The following is a 16,905-nucleotide window of genomic DNA, read 5'->3' on the forward strand; positions in this document are numbered from 1 at the left end:
ATTTCTAAAATTAAGGGCCTACACTCATCGATTTGAGTGTAGGACTTTTTTTATATGTACATATTTATTGATAAAGGTTTATAATGATAAGATGGAGGCGTTAAAATGAATAAAAAAGCAGAATTTACGACAAAACTTGTACGTCAAGCCGGAGAACGCATTAAAACGATGATGCAGGAATCGATTGATATTAGTCTTAAATCATCAAGATCAGATTTTGTAACGAATGTTGATAAACAAACAGAGATTTTTTTAGTTTCAGGAATCAAGGAAGCTTATTCAAACCAAAATTTCTTAACTGAAGAAAAAACCGTGGAAACGATGGGGAAAGACCATTTATGGATTATTGATCCGATTGATGGAACCACAAACTTTATCTATCAAAAACAAAATTTCAGTATTTCTGTGGGTTATTATCATCAAGGAATGCCTGTATTTGGTATTGTTTATGATGTCATGGCAGATGAGATGTTTGTTGGGATTGTTGGTGAAGGAGCATATCTGAACGGACAAAAATTAGCGATGCTCGACCAAGATATTCAGTTAAAAGATTCAATTATTTCCGGTGATGTCTACCGTCCTGGTTTATTTAAAATGACCCCTCAAGAACTTAAACCACTATTTATTACGCATCGATTTTTAGGGTCGGGAGCTCTAGAAGTATGTCATATTGCGGCAGGGCGATGGCAATCATATGTCTTTCCTAAACTCAAAGTATGGGATTTCGCAGCTGCGGTGATTGTCTTAACATGTGTTGGTGGTACTTACCACTTTGGGGATTTAGAGGATACGCTTTACTTTGATAATGAACCCCGTGTATTTATCGCGGCATCCAATCAAACGATTAAAGAAAGTTTAAAAGCACTACTATAAGGAGAAATGTATGCAATCAAAATTATCATTTGCGAAGCAATTAGTTTATGAAGCAGGAGACTATGTTCGCGAACATATGAAGCAAGAATTAAATATTGATACGAAATCAGCACGCAATGATTTTGTTACCAATGTCGATAAAGGGACTGAGCAATTTTTAGCCAAACGCATTAATGCAAAATATCCAAACCAAAATTTTATTACCGAAGAAAAAATGGTTGCATCGACTGGACTTGATGATTTGTGGATCATTGATCCAATTGATGGTACGTCAAATTTTATTTTTGAAAAACGTAATTTTGCGATATCTGTTGGTTATTATGAAGAACAAAAACCTGTTTTTGGGATTGTCTATGACGTGAGTCGTGATGAAATGTATGTCGGGATTGCAGGCGAAGGGGCTTACCTCAACGATCATAAGCTTCCAATGCTATCTCAAACCGTAACACTTCGTGATTCCGTTGTTTATTCGGATACTAAGACTTTAGAGGTTATGTTTGGGGATGCGGTTAAGGCGCATGATGATTTTATGTCGGTACGTTATATGGGAGCAGCGTCGCTTGAAATTTGTGGTGTCGCTGCAGGACGTCATCAGGTGTATCTCTCACGGCGCTTGAAGGTATGGGATATTGCAGCTGCAACAATCATTCTTGAGGCAGTTGGTGGTGCATTCACTTACGATACATGCGATAATAAGATTATATTTGAAGATAAGAATTTTGAATTTATGTGTGCTTCAAATCCCACAGTGATTCAGGAACTCAAAGATAGGAGATAGGAATATGGAATCTTATTTAAAGATTAATGATGAGGTTTCGCTGCGTTATGCAGCTGATTGTGTTGAAAAACCGAAGGCTATTGTTATTATTAACCATGGTTTTGCGGAGCATATTGGTCGCTATGATCATGTTACAGAGCATTTTAATAAAGCAGGATTAAGTGTGTATCGCTATGATTTACGTGGACACGGTCGTACCGACTCCCCTAAAGGACATATCGATTCGTATTTATCGTTTATCTCAGATTGTAATGAAATGGTTAAATTTGTTAAAGATGAGAATATCGGTGTTCCTGTATTTATGTTAGGTCATAGTATGGGTGGGCTTGTTACGACGATGTATGGTATAGCACATCCCTATGAACTAAAAGGCCAAATTCTATCAGGTCCTGCTGTGGCGCCACTTCCGCCGGTTGAAGGAAATATGGGTAAAGTATTAAATGTAGTCGGTAAATCATTTAAAAAGATAAACATTCGTAATGTTGTGGAAGATGACATTTGTTCGGTACCCGAGGTTGTGAGTGCTTATAAAAATGATCCGGATGTTTTACATAAAGCAACTGCAGGATTTATGCGTGAATTTTTAATTAAGGCACCGGAGTTTGTTGCGAAAAATGTATCCCGTTACCGCTATCCTGTTTTAATTTGTCATGGAGAAAAGGATAAGGTTGTTCCTATCGAAGTAGGTGAATGGCTTTATGAAAACATCGGTTCAAAAAACAAACGTTTTATTGCTTACCCAGACCTATACCATGAAATCCTTAATGAAACGATGTACCCTGAGATTCTAGATACTATGGTTGAGTGGATATTGCTTCAGTTGAGTAAGTAATATGTAATTCTAAAATGACGGTTTCTTATAAATGATAAAGTAAAAAAACATCTCAGTCTGGCATCATGTCAGATTGAGATGTTTTTACGTTTTACTTGTTTCTTAGCAATTAAGAGTCTTTACGCTTAAAGAGTAAGCCAAGTCCAATAATCATAAACGCTGCAAAGGATCGTGTTTCTGAATTGATACCTGTTTTAGGAAGTGTATCGGATTCTTCACGGTTACTTTCTGGTTTTTCAGTTGGTTTTTCAGTTGGTTTTTCAGTTGGTTTTGAAGGATCAATGTTTGGCTCTATTTCCACATCTGGTTTTCCTTCTTCAGGCTTTGTTTCCGGCTTTGTTTCAGGTTCTTCTTGGATTTCTTTGAGTTCAAGATGATCGTAGGAGGTTTGAAGTTGATTGCGGCCGTCTTCGAGATCTTCGAGGGTACGATCGGGATTATCAACGGTTTCTTGTACGCGTGATCGTGTTTCAACTAGATCATTACTAGAATCTTCAGTATAGAGATCTAAATCAAGAGCATCGATTGTTTTAAAGAGCGTACGAATCTCTGACACGACAGCATTTTCAAGTGCCTCTGTATCAAGGCGTAATTCGATAATGCTGGAAGCCCCTTCAAGATCTTTGGTATTGATTGTGAATTGGTTTCCATTTTGAGTGATGTTTGAATCCATCTTGGTTACAGATTTGTAGGGACGGGTAATGGTTACCTGAATTTCTTCCTCTACATGTTTTGGATCACTCACTGCAATGGTTAACGTACGGTTGTTTGTAATGTGTGCAGTAACGGATGCGGAACGGTCAACACCAATTCCTTCGAGATTGGCACCATCAACACCCCACACGTTCATTGCAAAGGTTGTATCTGTTTTGATTGCTTGAATTAAGTTGTTATTTTCAAGGATTTCGAGTGTGTTATTTTTAGCGAAGTCTTGAATTTGTGTTTCGGAACTGTTTGGAAGCATGACATACTCATAAGAATCATTGTCTGCGACTATTCCATGGTTGATGCCCAATTTAAAGAAGTTTGAGCTGTATTCAATTTTGTCATCAAACATTAGGTTTTGATCTACAAATTTTCCACTGTGAACGGTATTACTGATTTCAACATCTGTTTCTGTTGGGAAGTAGTATCCAAAAGTTCCTTTGTCGCCGTTGTTGAGGGTAATTGTATCCCCTTTTTCAAGGCTTAGTTTTGGAGCGCTAATGGATGTTTCGTTGTGCTTGATTTGAGCATCGGCATCAACTTTTCTATTTTCAATTGTTGTTTCAATGGATGATGGGGATGTTCCTGTGATATTTGTTCCGAGTGCAACAATTGCATCATCTAAGAAGAACCATGATTTTTGAGCACGAAGGTCCATACCATTATTAAACGTATTTGTGTTGTAGTACATTCCTGCACTTCCTATTTTACCAGTTGATGAACCACCAACCCATGCTTGTTTGGATAGTTTTCGGTGGAGCGCTTTATTAGCTAATGGACGTGTATCAACGGTTGTTCCTGGAAGACGATATTTATCGACTGCTGCCCAGTAGGTACCATCATATTGATCAATGTCGTTATCTGTGTACAGATAGAGCATACCACTTCCTGTATGCCATCCTTGCATGTTTTCGTTGTTTATGGATTCATAGTTTGAAATTCGTTTTGAGAACATGCTGAGTGCTGCGGTATAGTCGTGGTTACGATTTACAACGCGATCCATTGATCCATATATTTTCACATGTTGCGTTGATTCCAAGGTTTGGATGGATTCATCTTCAAAAATTTGTTTGGCTTTAACTAATGATTCGAAATCACGAGTACGACTAAAGTAATCGTGGTAACGATCTGATGCGATAATCCACTCTTTGAGGTGTTGTTTGTAAGTAGATTTTAGTGGTTCCGGTGCTGCATCTGCGATCAACATAATATTTGCGATACTTTCTTTTCCTGTGTCAAACTCTTGTGCGGTTGGACTCATGTAAGGAGCGCGAGAAATGCTTCGACCATTAACCATTGACATCATTTTCCCTTTATACATAAGTGGAATGTATCCCTCATCAATTAGTGTATAGATATTTTGCATTGTTGCAGGATCCATAGCCCAAGGTGTGTCCGCGACAATCGATGCGATTTTCCCAATTCCCTTTACGAGGTCATTTCCGTAGGTACCAAGGTATGCAATATCTTTATGCTGTACAAGTGATCCATCTTTGTAAAGACCATCACCTGATGATACATATTGAACAACTTCCGGCATCTCTTGGTTTACATAATCAAGAAGTGAAGCATCTTGCTTCATGATCCCAACCCCTAAGAAAATTAGACCAACATCTGTTTTATTTGCACCTGTTGCTGGAGCACCATTGAGGAGCGTGGTGAGGTTTGTATTGTAGACTTCAATTCCTTTTAAATAACGGGTTATGTCCTCTTGGTCGATATAATCATTTACAATCGAGAGGATATCAAGAAGGCGCATTGGGATTCCAATTTGCCAATCCCACCAGTTTCCGTGAGTCGGAACGGTGAATGGACTTCCATACATTTGGTCGTTAATGAGAAAATCAAGTTGCGTCGAAATAAAGTTTAAGGTTGCTTCATCTTGATAATATTTACTTCCGTACGTTCCAAATGCAATCGCAATGGACTTTAGATTTGTAAATTGACGGGTGTTATGAGCAGCTACGGTTTTGTTGTCTTCATTAGCCCATGGGAATTCAGGATTTGGACTTTGGTCAAGTGTTGAGAATGCGTCATCTGCTTTTCCATCAACAACCTGAATATAATCTTGAATGTGTTTGTCATTGAGGTTGATGGATTCATCTCCAACAGCACGTTCTTGCCAGCGTGATTCCATCGTTATAAAGTGGGAATCAACCGCATCTTCAGTAATATCAATTGAGATGCTTTGAACGATTTCAGAAGTGTCTTTTGATTTAATGTTTACGGTTGTTTTCCCTTTTTTAAGGCCAAGGATAAGACCATTTTCTGATATCGATGCGATTGCGGCATCAGTAGTTTCAAATTGATAATGGCTATTTGGATCACTGAGAAGTGGCGTAACAAATTTACGATGTCCTTTTTGAATTGTAAGAGCCATTTCTTTTGAGTTTACCGGTTTACTTTCGGTATTAAAAAAAAGTGGTTGTTTCTCGATTAAAGATGTGGGTTCGTCTGCATGGATCAACAATGCATTGGAACTCATTACGAGCGCGAGCCCGGTACATAATAATGTTTTGGTGTGTTTCATGGTATCCTCCTTTTGAATACGCTTACAGATGAATTCTACATTTTACGGTGATGTTGGTCAATCGCTCCATTGAATTCTATAAGTGTTTGGTTGAAAAGTGAAAATGGGTTTTTAACGTTTTTTTTTAATTAAATCAAGGAATGTCTAAAGCTAAAGTTTAGTTAGAAGTGGATATGGATGAAAGAAAATGAGATAATTAAAGTCAAGAGTGAGGCAAGGAGATTGTGTATGATTAAATGGATTCAAAAACATAAATATGGGGTGATGGGCGCAGCGCTTGTGGTTACCGTTTTGGGTTTAGCAGTAATGGCATACATGATGTCTGGTGCTGCGATTCGCATCGTTGATGGCAATGAATTCGTGGTTGAAGCAGATAGTGATGTAGCTTTATCGGTTGTCCACGATAAGATTATCGTGGATCCGAAGACATCTGAGTATGAAATGGTTGTGGTTTCGGATAAAGGGGAATTATCCATTCAAGACCATAATGATGCGATAATTCAAAGGCGAAAGCTTGAATTACAGCCCAAAGGTATTTTAGTAGAAGAAAATCTAAAATTGCGTGTCTATTTAAAAGAAAATCCGAAACGTGACGTCCTTTTGAAGATTAAAACTGAAGATACGAAAGCTCCCGAAATTATTATTACACATGATGGAACTACGATTAAGGGGGACGAACAATCAATTTCGATAGGATCATCAAAGATTACTGCAGTCGCAAAGGATTATGCTTTTGGATCGTTAAGCGAATCTTTAAAGGTAAATGTGAAAGGCTCGATTGATTATGATGAACCCGGAACCTATGACATGATCTATAGTGTCGATGATAAGACAAACCAAGTTGAACGTAAATTGACCGTTCATGTGTTGAAAGAGCATGCTAATGATGTGGAGGAAGGGAAACCACATGATGTTGAAAATCCTACGGATTATGATAGTGGAACATCTGCAGTGGTGGATTCTCATTCAGAACTTGTTTTGGTAAATAAGCATCGATCATTATCACGGGATTTTTATCCAAACCTCAGTTATATTCCTGCGGATTATGCTGTCAGCGAGGGTTATGAGGCAACCCCTAATACGGTTTCATCATTTGTTAAGATGGTAGATGCTCTTTATGATGAAACGGGTTTGTGGTTGCTTGCTACTTCATCCTACCGAGGTTATGACTTCCAAGAAGAACTGTATACCAATTACGTTGCATCTCACGGCCAAGTTCAAGCGGATTTAATGTCGGCAAGACCGGGACATTCGGAACATCAAACGGGGCTCGTTATTGATGTGGTGACACCAGGTGGGAATATGTTTGCTTTTTCTGAGACCGAACAATCCACATGGGTGAATCGCAATGCTCATCGCTTTGGTTTTATTGTTCGTTATCAAGCGGGCAAAGAACATATAACAGGATATCAACCCGAAGCATGGCATTTGCGCTATGTTGGTAGCAATGCTGCGACTGAAATCTATAACAGTGGTTTAACGCTTGATGAATATTTAAATCAATAAAAAAAGCCTATCACATTTAAGTGATAGACTTTTTTTATTTTAGACCGAGCTTTTGTTTATGCATCGTATCTTTTAACTGCATGCGTCCAGGATGTCGTCGACTCATGCTTTGTTTAATCTGATTTGTGAATGAGTCGATGCGTTTGTTTGCATCACGTAAGTCATAATATTCTGTAACCGTCTCGTCATAGTCGCGCATCGCATCGGTAATTGCATCCATGTTAGGATATGTATTTTCAAAATGCATGAGTTGTTGTGGCATTCGCGGTTTGAGCTGAGGCTTTTGATTCGGATAACCAAAACCAAGTCCCAGTACAGGGAAAACATATTCAGGCAACTCTAATAAGTCGATGATTGCTTGAGCATCATTGAGAATACTTCCTAAAAATACCCCACCCATGCCTAGGCTCTCAATAGCTACCATTGTGTTTTGTGCAGCGAGAATCGCATCGGTATATCCAATCATCATACGATCAAATGTTTCAAGGACTTCGATGTCGTCGATATTTCCTTCGTGTGCAATTTTCCCATTACGATGTTGATCAATCACAAAAATAAATAAGTGACCAACGTTTTCGATATAAGGTTGTGCGCCTATGGTTGCGATTGCTTTCTTCTTTGCTTTATCCGTTACGCTAATAATTGAATAAGATTGCATGTAATTACTTGTGGATGTCGCTTGAGCGACGGAAACCAACGTATCAATAATTTCTTGAGAAATGGGTTCATCCGTAAATTGACGAATGGTACGATGGTTGAGTTGTTGTTTAATTGTACTATTCATAATTCCTCCTTGGTCATATTATACCATGGGGGGCATATTGATGGCGCTCAAATCGCTTAGTCGATACAATATGTATCTAGAGGTGAATGTGATGAAAGTACAAGTATGGTCCGATTTTGTCTGCCCATTTTGCTATGTGGGAAAAAGACATTTGGAAGAAGCAATAAAGCAATTAGATAAAGAAATTGAAGTAGAGTTTATGAGTTTTGAATTAGATCAAAACTATGTTGATCAACCGGATTTAAACATTCATGAAATGTTGGCTCAAAAATATAACATATCCGTTGATGAAGCACGATTGAATAACGAACGTGTAGGGTCCATGGCTCAGACAGTTGGATTAAACTATGATTTTGATGCGATGAAATATACTAATACATTTAAAGCACATAAAGTATTTCAGTATGCAAAGTTTAAAGGTTTAGGAAATGAATACAGTGAAAAGTTAATGGATGCTTATTTTTCAAAAGGTGTTTACTTAAACGATCTTGAGGCCTTAATTGAACTTGGTGTCTCAGTTGGACTTGATGCAGAAGGCATCAAACATGCATTTGAATCTGATGAGTACGGATTAAGTGTTCGTCAAGACGAGCAATGGGCACAGATGATTGGTGCTCGAGGTGTTCCACACTTTGTAATTGATGACCAAGTATCCTTATCAGGAGCTCAACCTATTGAAACATTTAAGTCAGCGCTCCAACATGTTGAGACGCTTAATGCTCAAAAAAATGATGCAATGATGTGTACTGATGGGGTTTGTACTGTTGAATAAAAAAGCTAGGTTATCTAGCTTTTTTATTTGCACTGCGTGTGAGAAATCGTTAAGATATAAGGAGATGGAGGTTCTACTATGAATAAACGCAAATCAATACAAATCGGTATCGTTGTGATTGTATTTATCCTACTTGATATCTGGTTTGGAAATACATATCACTACATGGATATCGGCTCGATGCTCTATTTAAGTACATTTATCTTAGTGATTGCTGGAATACTGTTTATCGACCGTGAAAACTATAAAAAGTTCTTTAATACCTTCGGCATCATCGTAGGGATCTTTGCCATTGTTTTCTTAGTGGGTAGTGTGACATCATCACGTATGATTAATGCGAAACGTTATGCAAATGTATTGGGTCAAGTAAAACCAGTAGAGTTTAAAGATCTCTATGGTGAAAATCATAATATTGAAGTTTCTTATGTAGATAAGGACTCAGCGTTGTTATCGGCAGAGAAAAAAATGGGAGAACTCAGTGAGGTATCATCGCGTTTTGATATTAATACCAATGAATTTACCCAAATAAATTATCAAGGCAAAATGGCGCGTGTTGCACCGTTTGTTTATGCGGATACTTTTAAAAAATATACGAACTTCTCAAGTGGTGTGCCCTACTATGTTCTTGTAACTACAGGGGACGGAAATATGAATGCGAAATCAGAGATTGTAACGTTACCCGCACCCATTAAATATTACCCAGGTGCACCATTACAATATGATCTACGTCGTCATGTGGCTTTACACCATAAATTTAGTTATCTTGATGATTGGAACTTTGAAATTGACGATGCAGGACATCCCTATTGGATTGTTCAATCGATTACAAAACGTGTTGGGATTTGGGGCGCTAAAGACATGGATGCTGTGATTGTTGTGGATGCGGTCACTGGAGAAACTGCACGTTATGAACTCAGTGAAATCCCAGAGTGGGTGGATTCCGTTTATCCAACGGATATGATGTTATCGCATGCGAAAGATCATTTCACTTTAAAGGGAGGTTATTTTAACTCTTTCATGCAACAACAAGGTGTGATGGCTGTAGACCAGCAAGAAGGTTCTTATAACTATGTAAGTATCGACGATGAGATCTATATCTTTACTGGAATACGTCCCATAAAATTAGATTCAAGTTCAACAACAGGGCTCTTATTTATGAATAAGCGAACTGGAGAGACGCTTCAAATGGATTTACCAGGGGTTTCTATTACAGCGGCTGAAATGACTTCAGTTGGTTCGATCCAAGAAAAAGGATATACACCAACAACACCAATTCTACAAAACGTTGGAGGATTCCCTACATATGTGATGTCTCTCAAAGATACATCGAGTGTAGTTCGTGGTTTCTCAATGGTTAATTACCAAGATTACACCAAGTCAGCCGTAGGCGACACCTATCAACTATCTGAGAAGAATTATCTCAATGTTATGGGAAATCAAGTAGGTATTGTTCCAGAAGAAATTGTGGAGAAAACCGGGGTCGTTTCAGATGTTAAACAAGTTATCATTGATGGCAATACGCATTACCTCATTCGTCTTGAAGGGGATGAAGCCATTTATCAAGCAAATCTTATTCTAAATGATGAACTTGCATTCTTGACTAAAGGCACTCATGTAATCATAACAATCAATGGTTCTAAAATTGTGTCCTTTGAATTAGCAAAAGAAAAACCAGATCATTAAAAAAAACACCATCATTTGGAAGGAACTGACCTAGGAACTGACCTAGTTCCGTGGGACTAAAGAAAAAAACCTCTTGTATGAGAATTATTGTAAAATAGTTCAATATAGGAGGTTTTTATATGGGAACACGAACTATGCATAGCTATGAGACAAAGATGAAAGTTATAGAAATGAAGTTGGCAGGATACTCAAGCAAGTTTATTCAGACTGAACTAGGAATAAAAAATGTAACTCAAGTCAAAACATGGTGGAGATGGTATCGAAATGGTGAACACTACCGATTTTCTCAACCGGTAGGCAAGCAATATACTTTTGGAAAAGGGCCTGAAGGAGACACGGTCGAAGAAACACAAAGACTTAGAATTAAATCTTTGGAGCAACAAATTGAACTATTAAAAAAGTATTTGGAAAGAGAGAGGATGTGGTTCCTGAAATAATCATCAAGCTCGTTGAAGAGTATCGCAACACTGTATCAATTAAAGATATCTTGAATCTTTTTGGGGTACCTAAGTCAACGTATTACCGTTGGACTAAAAAAGAGCAACTAGATTCTAATAATTATTCTGTCAATGAAGCATTAGTAATTGAACTTTGTAAAGAAAATAAATTTCGTTATGGATATCGAAAAATAACTGCATTAATTCGAAAAGAAAGAATTATCAATAAGAATACTGTTCAAAAGATAATGAGAAACACCAATGTCAATGCCGTGTTAAGGTCAAAAGGTATCGAAAAAACAAAAATCCGAAGATCATTATGCCCAATATCATTAATCGCGACTTTAAATCACTACGTCCTCTAGAGAAATTGGTGACAGATATCACTTACATCCCTTATGGCCATAAGATGCTCTATTTATCTACGATCATGGATTTATATAATGGTGAGATTATTGCGTCTACATTGAGTGACAGACAAAACCTAGAATGTGTGGTTGATACATTAAATCAACTTCCGGATATCGTTCAGCCATGTATTCTTCATTCTGATCAAGGGAGTGTCTATACATCAAAAGAGTATCAACTCAAAGTAAAAATAAAAGCATTACCATGAGTATGTCCCGTAAGGGTACACCCGCTGATAATGCTCCTATCGAATCGTTTCATGCCTCGCTAAAGTGTGAAACATTCGAATTAAACCCAGAACTAAAGGGTTCTACTGAAATTGTATCACAAACTGTGATAAACTATTTAAAATATTACAATGAAAATCGAATACAAGAAAAGCTAGGATATCAATCTCCCGTAAATTATCGGTTAACTTCATCCTAACTTGGTTTTTTCTTTAGTCCCACGGAACTAGGTCAGTTCCCTTTCACTATGATGGTGTTTTTCTTCGTTTCAATTGATCGATTAAGATTCAAACTCTAAAACAAATGCTTCTTCTTGCTTTTCTTCTTCCGCAAGATTTACGATCCATTTTTCTTTATTCACAAATCGTAATGCAAGCATCATTTTTAAGATATCTGTAGATTGCCCTACAATATAAAGCCAAAGAATGCTTAAGTCTGTTGTGTAGGTTGCAATGCCCACCGCAACCAAATTCACACACCACATATACCCTGAGTCCAGAAGTAATGTAGAACGTGTATCACCACCAGCACGAAGAATAAAGTAACATGTTGTATTAATCACATAGATACTAAATAATGGTGCTTGAATTCTCAAGAATGTTTGAGCGGTCCACATCGCTTCAGCCGATACTGAATAAATTTTCGGTATAAGGAACGTGGAACCTAAAAGCAGGGTGCCAAAGACTGCACTGAGTAATACACCAAATCCAATAAGGCGATACCCGTTTTCGCGCGCTTCGTCGAGTTTATTAGCTCCAAGTGGTTGAGAAACAAGAATGGTAATGGCGACAGACATACCGGCATTCATGGTGAAGAACATATCCGAAACCGTAGTCGCAATCGAGTAACCAGAAATAACTTCCGCTCCACGGGTTGCATAGAAACGAAGTAATAATGCCATTCCTGATGCCCACAATACTTCATTTAAAGCAAGGGGAAAGGCTTTGGCGGTAATTCGTTTTACGAGTGTTTTAGAGATATCAAACATATCACGAATGCGTGTCTTAAACGCATAATTTCCCGTAACAAGGAAATAACTGATAAATGTTAATTCAACACATCGTGCAATAAACGTTCCAATTGCACCACCTAGTACACCAAGACGTGGTGCACCGAAGTTACCATAAATCAAACAATAATTAAAACAAAAGTTTGTAATCATTGAAATAACACTTGCAACAAGAGGAGTTTTTGAATCTCCAGTTGCTCTCATTGAGCCCGCTATGGCCAATGTAAATAGGTTGGGAATAAACGCCAACGCACATACGTAAATATATCTCATACCTTGCTCAATTACTTTTGGATCCTTTACAAAGAACCGGATAATATTTCCTGGAAAAAGTAATGCGAGGATGACGAATGTACTCATTATCAACATTGATGTTAGAATTGAAAAACGGAATGTTTGCTTCATATGATCTTCGTCTCTTGCTCCGAAGAATTGAGCCATAAATACAGCTGATGCAGCAATCACGCCATTTGTTCCAAATACAGCGATAATAAAGTAACGATTTACGGTGGCAACACCCGATAATGCATGGTCCCCGAGCTGACCGATCATCAAGTTATCCAGTAAGTTTACGGATGTACTGATAAGCTGTTGGAGCATTAACGGAATTGCAATAAATAAAGCCTTTTTATAAAAGTCTTTATCGCCTACAAATCGCTTTAGATTCATCGATTCGACCTCCTTCTAAAAACGCTAAGACTATCATATAGAAAGAGCAAGATAATATCAATTAAAAAACACCATTTCGTCACATTAATTTAACATTTAATACAGATTTCAAATACGAACCCTTAAAATCACGTATACTATAAATAAAAAGGAGCACATGCTATGATAAAAATTGTGATGATGGTTGGAAGTTTACGTAAAGGTTCTTACAATATGATGTTGGGAAAACATATACAAAAACGATATGCAGATCAGATGGAAATTGAAATACTAGATATCGATGTTCCAAACTATAATGGTGATTTGGATAATCCAACGGATACACCTGAAAAGGTAAAAGTTATGAATCAAAAAATTCATGATGCGGATGCAGTGTTTATGATTACGCCAGAATATAATCATGGATTATCAGGTGTATTAAAAAATGCTATTGACTGGGCAAGCCGTACGCAACCAGGACTTAAGAATAAACCGGGTTTAATTGCTTCTTGTTCGATGGGACAAACGGCTGGGGCACGAGGTTATCTAAACCTCTATACAGTGCTTGATACAATGCCTATGTGGCTTCTACCGGGCAATGATATCTTGATTGGTGCTGTACATACAAAATTTGATGAATCCGGGATGTTAATTGATGAAGGGACTGTAACCTTTATCGATGGGGTCATGAATCAATTTATAGAATATTACAATCAAGTCAAGCAATAACAGTCAAGTGGTATTTTGTGGTCATTGCAATCGTAATTTTTAAATGATACGATTATTTTCGAGGTGTCTATGAAACCAATTAAAGTATTATTTGCCCACGGTGGAACGCTTGAAAAAGCGGGTACTGAAGCATATATGATGAGTGTATTTCGAAATATTGATCCAAAAAAAGTTCATATTGATTTTCTTGTTTTTGGATGCAAGGAAGGTTATTACGATAAGGAAGTCATTACGCATGGGGGTAAAATTTTTAGAATTCCATTAACCCCCCATGATTTTTTTGGGAAACATCCTTCACGTAAAACAATTCTAAAAATGTTAGAAAAAGAGCAATATGATATTATTCACAGTCATATGAACGCACTGAATCCACTCATATTCCAAGCTGCTCGTAAGATTGGAATTCCCTATATGATTTCACATTCCCATGGGAGTCGTCATTTTGTTGACAATGTTCTATTAATCAAATATAAGGATCAATTGATGAAGAAGATTCCTGATTATGCGGATGTGCTTTTAGCGTGTTCAAAAGAAGCAGGCGATTTTCTCTACCCTAATTTAGAATATACAATTATGAATAACGGAATTGATCTTGAACAATACGAGTATAATGAAACGAAACGAAAACGATTACGTAAAGCATTGAATGTGGATGACCAATTGGTATTTGGTCATATCGGTCGTTTTAACTTCCAAAAAAATCATAAATTTCTGATTGAAGTGTTTAATGAAGTCGTGAAAACAAAACCCAATGCAATCTTAGCACTAGCAGGCGAAGGGGAGTTGTTTGACGATGTGAAATTGCAAGTGAAAAATTTTGGAATTGAAGATCATGTTAAGTTTCTTGGATTAAGGGATGATATTCCGGATGTTTTACAAGTTCTCGATGTCTTTTTGCTCCCTTCCGTTTTTGAAGGGTTGCCATATGTGCTGGTAGAGGCTCAAGCGGCAGGACTCTTATGCTTTGCATCCGATACAATTGATCGTCAAAGTGCTCTCACAGATCATTTTCATTTTCTACCCATAGATAATCCCCATGAGTGGGCTGATTATATTGTGGGACATCTAGACTATGAGCGTCGAAGTACTCGGGAACAATTAATTGAAAAAGGATTTGACGAGCGGATAAATGTTCAAAAACTGGAAGATATCTATGAAAATTTAGTTAAATAATTAGAGCGTGAGTTACGCTCTTTTTTTTCGCATTTGCAATCTTGAAAAGATACGCGATAGAATAGTAAACAGTGGAAGGTCGTGGATTATGAAAAAATCAGAGGTATATTGGAAATTGTTTAAATCATCGTTTCACTTAAGTGCATTTACGTTTGGAGGTGGTTATGTCATCATCCCATTAATGCGAACGAAATTTGTGGAAGAATTAGGCTGGATTGATGAGGATGAAATGATGGATTTGATGGCACTTGCGCAATCCTCTCCAGGATCTTTAGCGGTGAATGCATCCATTTTAGTTGGATATAAAGTTGATGGGGTTATAGGCGCGATATTTTCCATTCTCGGCACCATTTTACCACCTTTATTTCTCCTCACAATAATTTCTCAATTTTATGCGGAGTTTAAATCCAATGTGTTTGTGAATGCAGCACTTCATGGGATGCAAGCGGGCGTTGCGGCAGTGATTGTGGATGTGGTTATGACGATGGCACGGCAGGTATTTAATCTTAAACGAACCTTACCAATCGTGATAATGGTTACGTCATTTATTGCTGCATATTTCCTTAAGATTAATGTCCTTTATATTATCCTTGCGGCAGGGATTGTTGGGGCATTGTCTCGTGGTGGAAAGATAGAGGTTTCACAATGATTCTTTGGGAACTTTTTATTTCTTTTATGCAAATTGGTTTGGTAAGTTTTGGCGGTGGTTATGCAGCGCTTGCACCCATTCAAAGTCAAGTGGTCGTCGGTCATGGTTGGCTTACGATGACCGAGTTTACGGATTTAATTACAATATCGCAAATGACCCCTGGACCCATTGCGTTGAATGCAGCTACGTTTGTTGGATTAAGGGTAGCAGGGATTCCAGGTGCCGTTGCGGCCACCTTAGGTAATGTTTTTCCTTCAATTGTAATTGTCCTTCTTCTTGCAACAATCTATTACAAGTTTAGTGATATCACCATCATTCAAAATGTTTTGGATGGACTAAGACCTACCGTGGTGGCTTTAATTGCTTCAGCGGGGCTTACAATCCTTATTACTGCGTTTTTTGGTGAAGGTGTCCGCGATATAAGTCATTTTGATGTTTCAAACGGTATTCTATTTGTATTCGCAACCCTTGGTTTACGAAAATTTAAGTTAGATCCTACGAAGATTATTGTTTTGACGGGACTTTTGGGAATTGGTGTTATGGTCCTTGAAAAACTTTGATGCAACAAAATGTGTCTTTACGATTCGGTGAAGCTACTTTAGAATGTGAGTTAGAGGAGGCTTTATGAAACTTAATGATAATTTAAAACGATTACGAGAAAAACGATCGCTTACACAAGATACGGTTGCGAAGGCCTTAAACGTTTCACGTCAAGCTGTCTCAAATTGGGAACAAGGGAAACGTTACCCCGATGCGAATATGCTGCTTCAAATTGCGAAGTATTATGGTGTGCGTGTGGATGACTTATTGAAGTCTGAGACCGAAGATAATCACGTGTTGATGATCAATAAAGAACGATTTGAAGAAGTGTTGTTTATCGGAGCACAAATAATAATGATGCTCGCTGTATTTTTTCTAGACGATTTTACGGGGTTGATTTTTATTTATATGGGTTGCATTTTTGTGGCTGCCTTTACCAAAGAAGTCTGTGAATCAATCGAATATGGTATGAATTTTCTCAAAAATAAAAAATGATTGGATTTCAATCATTTTTTTTATTTTTAATACAAAATTGCACGGTTTTTATGAATGTCTGCGTAATTTGGGACGAAGGCTTTGATATCTTGCCATTTCAATAAAAAGTTTCCCTAAAAGTGCAACC

14 protein-coding genes and 1 pseudogene are annotated in these 16,905 nt (G+C 37.6%); 12 read left to right on the top strand and 3 right to left on the bottom strand.

Annotation, left to right across the window (positions count from 1 at the left end):
• Window positions 1–105: 105 nt before the first annotated feature.
• The 3 genes from AAG186_RS00770 to AAG186_RS00780 are packed head-to-tail and all read left to right on the top strand — an operon-like array spanning window position 106 to window position 2,483.
• Window positions 106–873 (top strand): inositol monophosphatase family protein, encoded by a 768-nt coding sequence (locus AAG186_RS00770; RefSeq protein WP_161637181.1) that lies wholly within the window; start codon window positions 106–108, stop codon window positions 871–873.
• A gap of 10 nt (window positions 874–883) precedes the next feature.
• Complete coding sequence (locus AAG186_RS00775; protein ID WP_161637179.1) at window positions 884–1,651, top strand: inositol monophosphatase family protein; 768 nt, start codon at window positions 884–886, stop codon at window positions 1,649–1,651.
• A gap of 4 nt (window positions 1,652–1,655) precedes the next feature.
• On the top strand, window positions 1,656–2,483 hold the full coding sequence (locus tag AAG186_RS00780) for a lysophospholipase (protein WP_342621818.1): 828 nt from the start codon (window positions 1,656–1,658) through the stop codon (window positions 2,481–2,483).
• 109 nt (window positions 2,484–2,592) lie between these two features.
• On the opposite strand, the gene AAG186_RS00785 is transcribed toward AAG186_RS00780, so the two are convergent.
• Window positions 2,593–5,718, bottom strand: coding sequence for a polysaccharide lyase family 8 super-sandwich domain-containing protein (locus AAG186_RS00785; protein WP_342621819.1), 3,126 nt, complete (start codon window positions 5,716–5,718; stop codon window positions 2,593–2,595).
• A gap of 228 nt (window positions 5,719–5,946) precedes the next feature.
• On the opposite strand from AAG186_RS00785, the gene AAG186_RS00790 reads away from it, so the two are divergent.
• The gene (locus AAG186_RS00790) at window positions 5,947–7,224 is read left to right on the top strand and encodes a D-alanyl-D-alanine carboxypeptidase family protein (RefSeq protein ID WP_342621820.1); all 1,278 of its coding nucleotides are present in this window, start codon (window positions 5,947–5,949) and stop codon (window positions 7,222–7,224) included.
• A gap of 34 nt (window positions 7,225–7,258) precedes the next feature.
• On the opposite strand, the gene nfsA is transcribed toward AAG186_RS00790, so the two are convergent.
• On the bottom strand, window positions 7,259–8,008 hold the full coding sequence (gene nfsA, locus AAG186_RS00795) for an oxygen-insensitive NADPH nitroreductase (RefSeq protein WP_161637172.1): 750 nt from the start codon (window positions 8,006–8,008) through the stop codon (window positions 7,259–7,261).
• A 91-nt stretch (window positions 8,009–8,099) separates the two neighbouring features.
• Here nfsA and AAG186_RS00800 point away from each other — a divergent pair, with 91 nt between their 5' ends.
• The 3 genes and pseudogenes from AAG186_RS00800 to AAG186_RS00810 all read left to right on the top strand — a co-directional run bounded on the left by AAG186_RS00800 (window position 8,100) and on the right by AAG186_RS00810 (window position 11,734).
• The gene (locus tag AAG186_RS00800; RefSeq protein WP_125164885.1) at window positions 8,100–8,780 is read left to right on the top strand and encodes a DsbA family oxidoreductase; all 681 of its coding nucleotides are present in this window, start codon (window positions 8,100–8,102) and stop codon (window positions 8,778–8,780) included.
• 78 nt (window positions 8,781–8,858) lie between these two features.
• Window positions 8,859–10,463, top strand: a complete 1,605-nt coding sequence (locus AAG186_RS00805) for a hypothetical protein (protein WP_342621822.1) — start codon at window positions 8,859–8,861, stop codon at window positions 10,461–10,463.
• A 119-nt stretch (window positions 10,464–10,582) separates the two neighbouring features.
• A pseudogene (locus AAG186_RS00810) lies at window positions 10,583–11,734 on the top strand (IS3-like element ISErh1 family transposase).
• A gap of 81 nt (window positions 11,735–11,815) precedes the next feature.
• On the opposite strand, the gene AAG186_RS00815 reads toward AAG186_RS00810, so the two are convergent.
• Window positions 11,816–13,213: an MATE family efflux transporter gene (locus AAG186_RS00815; RefSeq protein ID WP_161637168.1), complete on the bottom strand. Its 1,398-nt coding sequence runs from the start codon at window positions 13,211–13,213 to the stop codon at window positions 11,816–11,818.
• 162 nt (window positions 13,214–13,375) lie between these two features.
• Between AAG186_RS00815 and AAG186_RS00820 the strand changes: the two genes are divergently transcribed.
• The 5 genes from AAG186_RS00820 (at window position 13,376) to AAG186_RS00840 (ending at window position 16,778) form a co-directional block, all read left to right on the top strand.
• Window positions 13,376–13,921, top strand: a complete 546-nt coding sequence (locus AAG186_RS00820; RefSeq protein WP_161637166.1) for an NAD(P)H-dependent oxidoreductase — start codon at window positions 13,376–13,378, stop codon at window positions 13,919–13,921.
• 69 nt (window positions 13,922–13,990) lie between these two features.
• Window positions 13,991–15,094 carry a glycosyltransferase gene (locus tag AAG186_RS00825; RefSeq protein WP_342621824.1) on the top strand — a complete coding sequence of 368 codons (1,104 nt, stop codon included), beginning with the start codon at window positions 13,991–13,993 and terminating at the stop codon, window positions 15,092–15,094.
• A gap of 88 nt (window positions 15,095–15,182) precedes the next feature.
• Window positions 15,183–15,743 (top strand): chromate transporter, encoded by a 561-nt coding sequence (locus AAG186_RS00830; protein WP_342621825.1) that lies wholly within the window; start codon window positions 15,183–15,185, stop codon window positions 15,741–15,743.
• Complete coding sequence (locus AAG186_RS00835; protein WP_342621826.1) at window positions 15,740–16,303, top strand: chromate transporter; 564 nt, start codon at window positions 15,740–15,742, stop codon at window positions 16,301–16,303. The genes AAG186_RS00830 and AAG186_RS00835 overlap by 4 nt, the downstream gene beginning before the upstream one ends.
• 64 nt (window positions 16,304–16,367) lie before the next feature.
• Window positions 16,368–16,778, top strand: a complete 411-nt coding sequence (locus tag AAG186_RS00840; protein WP_342621827.1) for a helix-turn-helix transcriptional regulator — start codon at window positions 16,368–16,370, stop codon at window positions 16,776–16,778.
• Window positions 16,779–16,905 lie beyond the last annotated feature (127 nt).

This window comes from Erysipelothrix sp. P66, from assembly GCF_038682365.1.
Classification (GTDB): domain Bacteria; phylum Bacillota_I; class Bacilli_A; order Erysipelotrichales; family Erysipelotrichaceae; genus Erysipelothrix; species Erysipelothrix piscisicarius.

Coding starts and splice junctions, on each gene's coding strand:
- AAG186_RS00815 (WP_161637168.1), bottom strand. CDS start 13,213: ATGAATCTAAAGCGATTTGTAGGCGATAAAGACTTTTATAAAAAGGCT.
- AAG186_RS00830 (WP_342621825.1), top strand. CDS start 15,183: ATGAAAAAATCAGAGGTATATTGGAAATTGTTTAAATCATCGTTTCAC.
- AAG186_RS00770 (WP_161637181.1), top strand. CDS start 106: ATGAATAAAAAAGCAGAATTTACGACAAAACTTGTACGTCAAGCCGGA.
- AAG186_RS00775 (WP_161637179.1), top strand. CDS start 884: ATGCAATCAAAATTATCATTTGCGAAGCAATTAGTTTATGAAGCAGGA.
- AAG186_RS00825 (WP_342621824.1), top strand. CDS start 13,991: ATGAAACCAATTAAAGTATTATTTGCCCACGGTGGAACGCTTGAAAAA.
- nfsA (WP_161637172.1), bottom strand. CDS start 8,008: ATGAATAGTACAATTAAACAACAACTCAACCATCGTACCATTCGTCAA.
- AAG186_RS00805 (WP_342621822.1), top strand. CDS start 8,859: ATGAATAAACGCAAATCAATACAAATCGGTATCGTTGTGATTGTATTT.
- AAG186_RS00835 (WP_342621826.1), top strand. CDS start 15,740: ATGATTCTTTGGGAACTTTTTATTTCTTTTATGCAAATTGGTTTGGTA.
- AAG186_RS00800 (WP_125164885.1), top strand. CDS start 8,100: ATGAAAGTACAAGTATGGTCCGATTTTGTCTGCCCATTTTGCTATGTG.
- AAG186_RS00780 (WP_342621818.1), top strand. CDS start 1,656: ATGGAATCTTATTTAAAGATTAATGATGAGGTTTCGCTGCGTTATGCA.
- AAG186_RS00790 (WP_342621820.1), top strand. CDS start 5,947: ATGATTAAATGGATTCAAAAACATAAATATGGGGTGATGGGCGCAGCG.
- AAG186_RS00820 (WP_161637166.1), top strand. CDS start 13,376: ATGATAAAAATTGTGATGATGGTTGGAAGTTTACGTAAAGGTTCTTAC.
- AAG186_RS00840 (WP_342621827.1), top strand. CDS start 16,368: ATGAAACTTAATGATAATTTAAAACGATTACGAGAAAAACGATCGCTT.
- AAG186_RS00785 (WP_342621819.1), bottom strand. CDS start 5,718: ATGAAACACACCAAAACATTATTATGTACCGGGCTCGCGCTCGTAATG.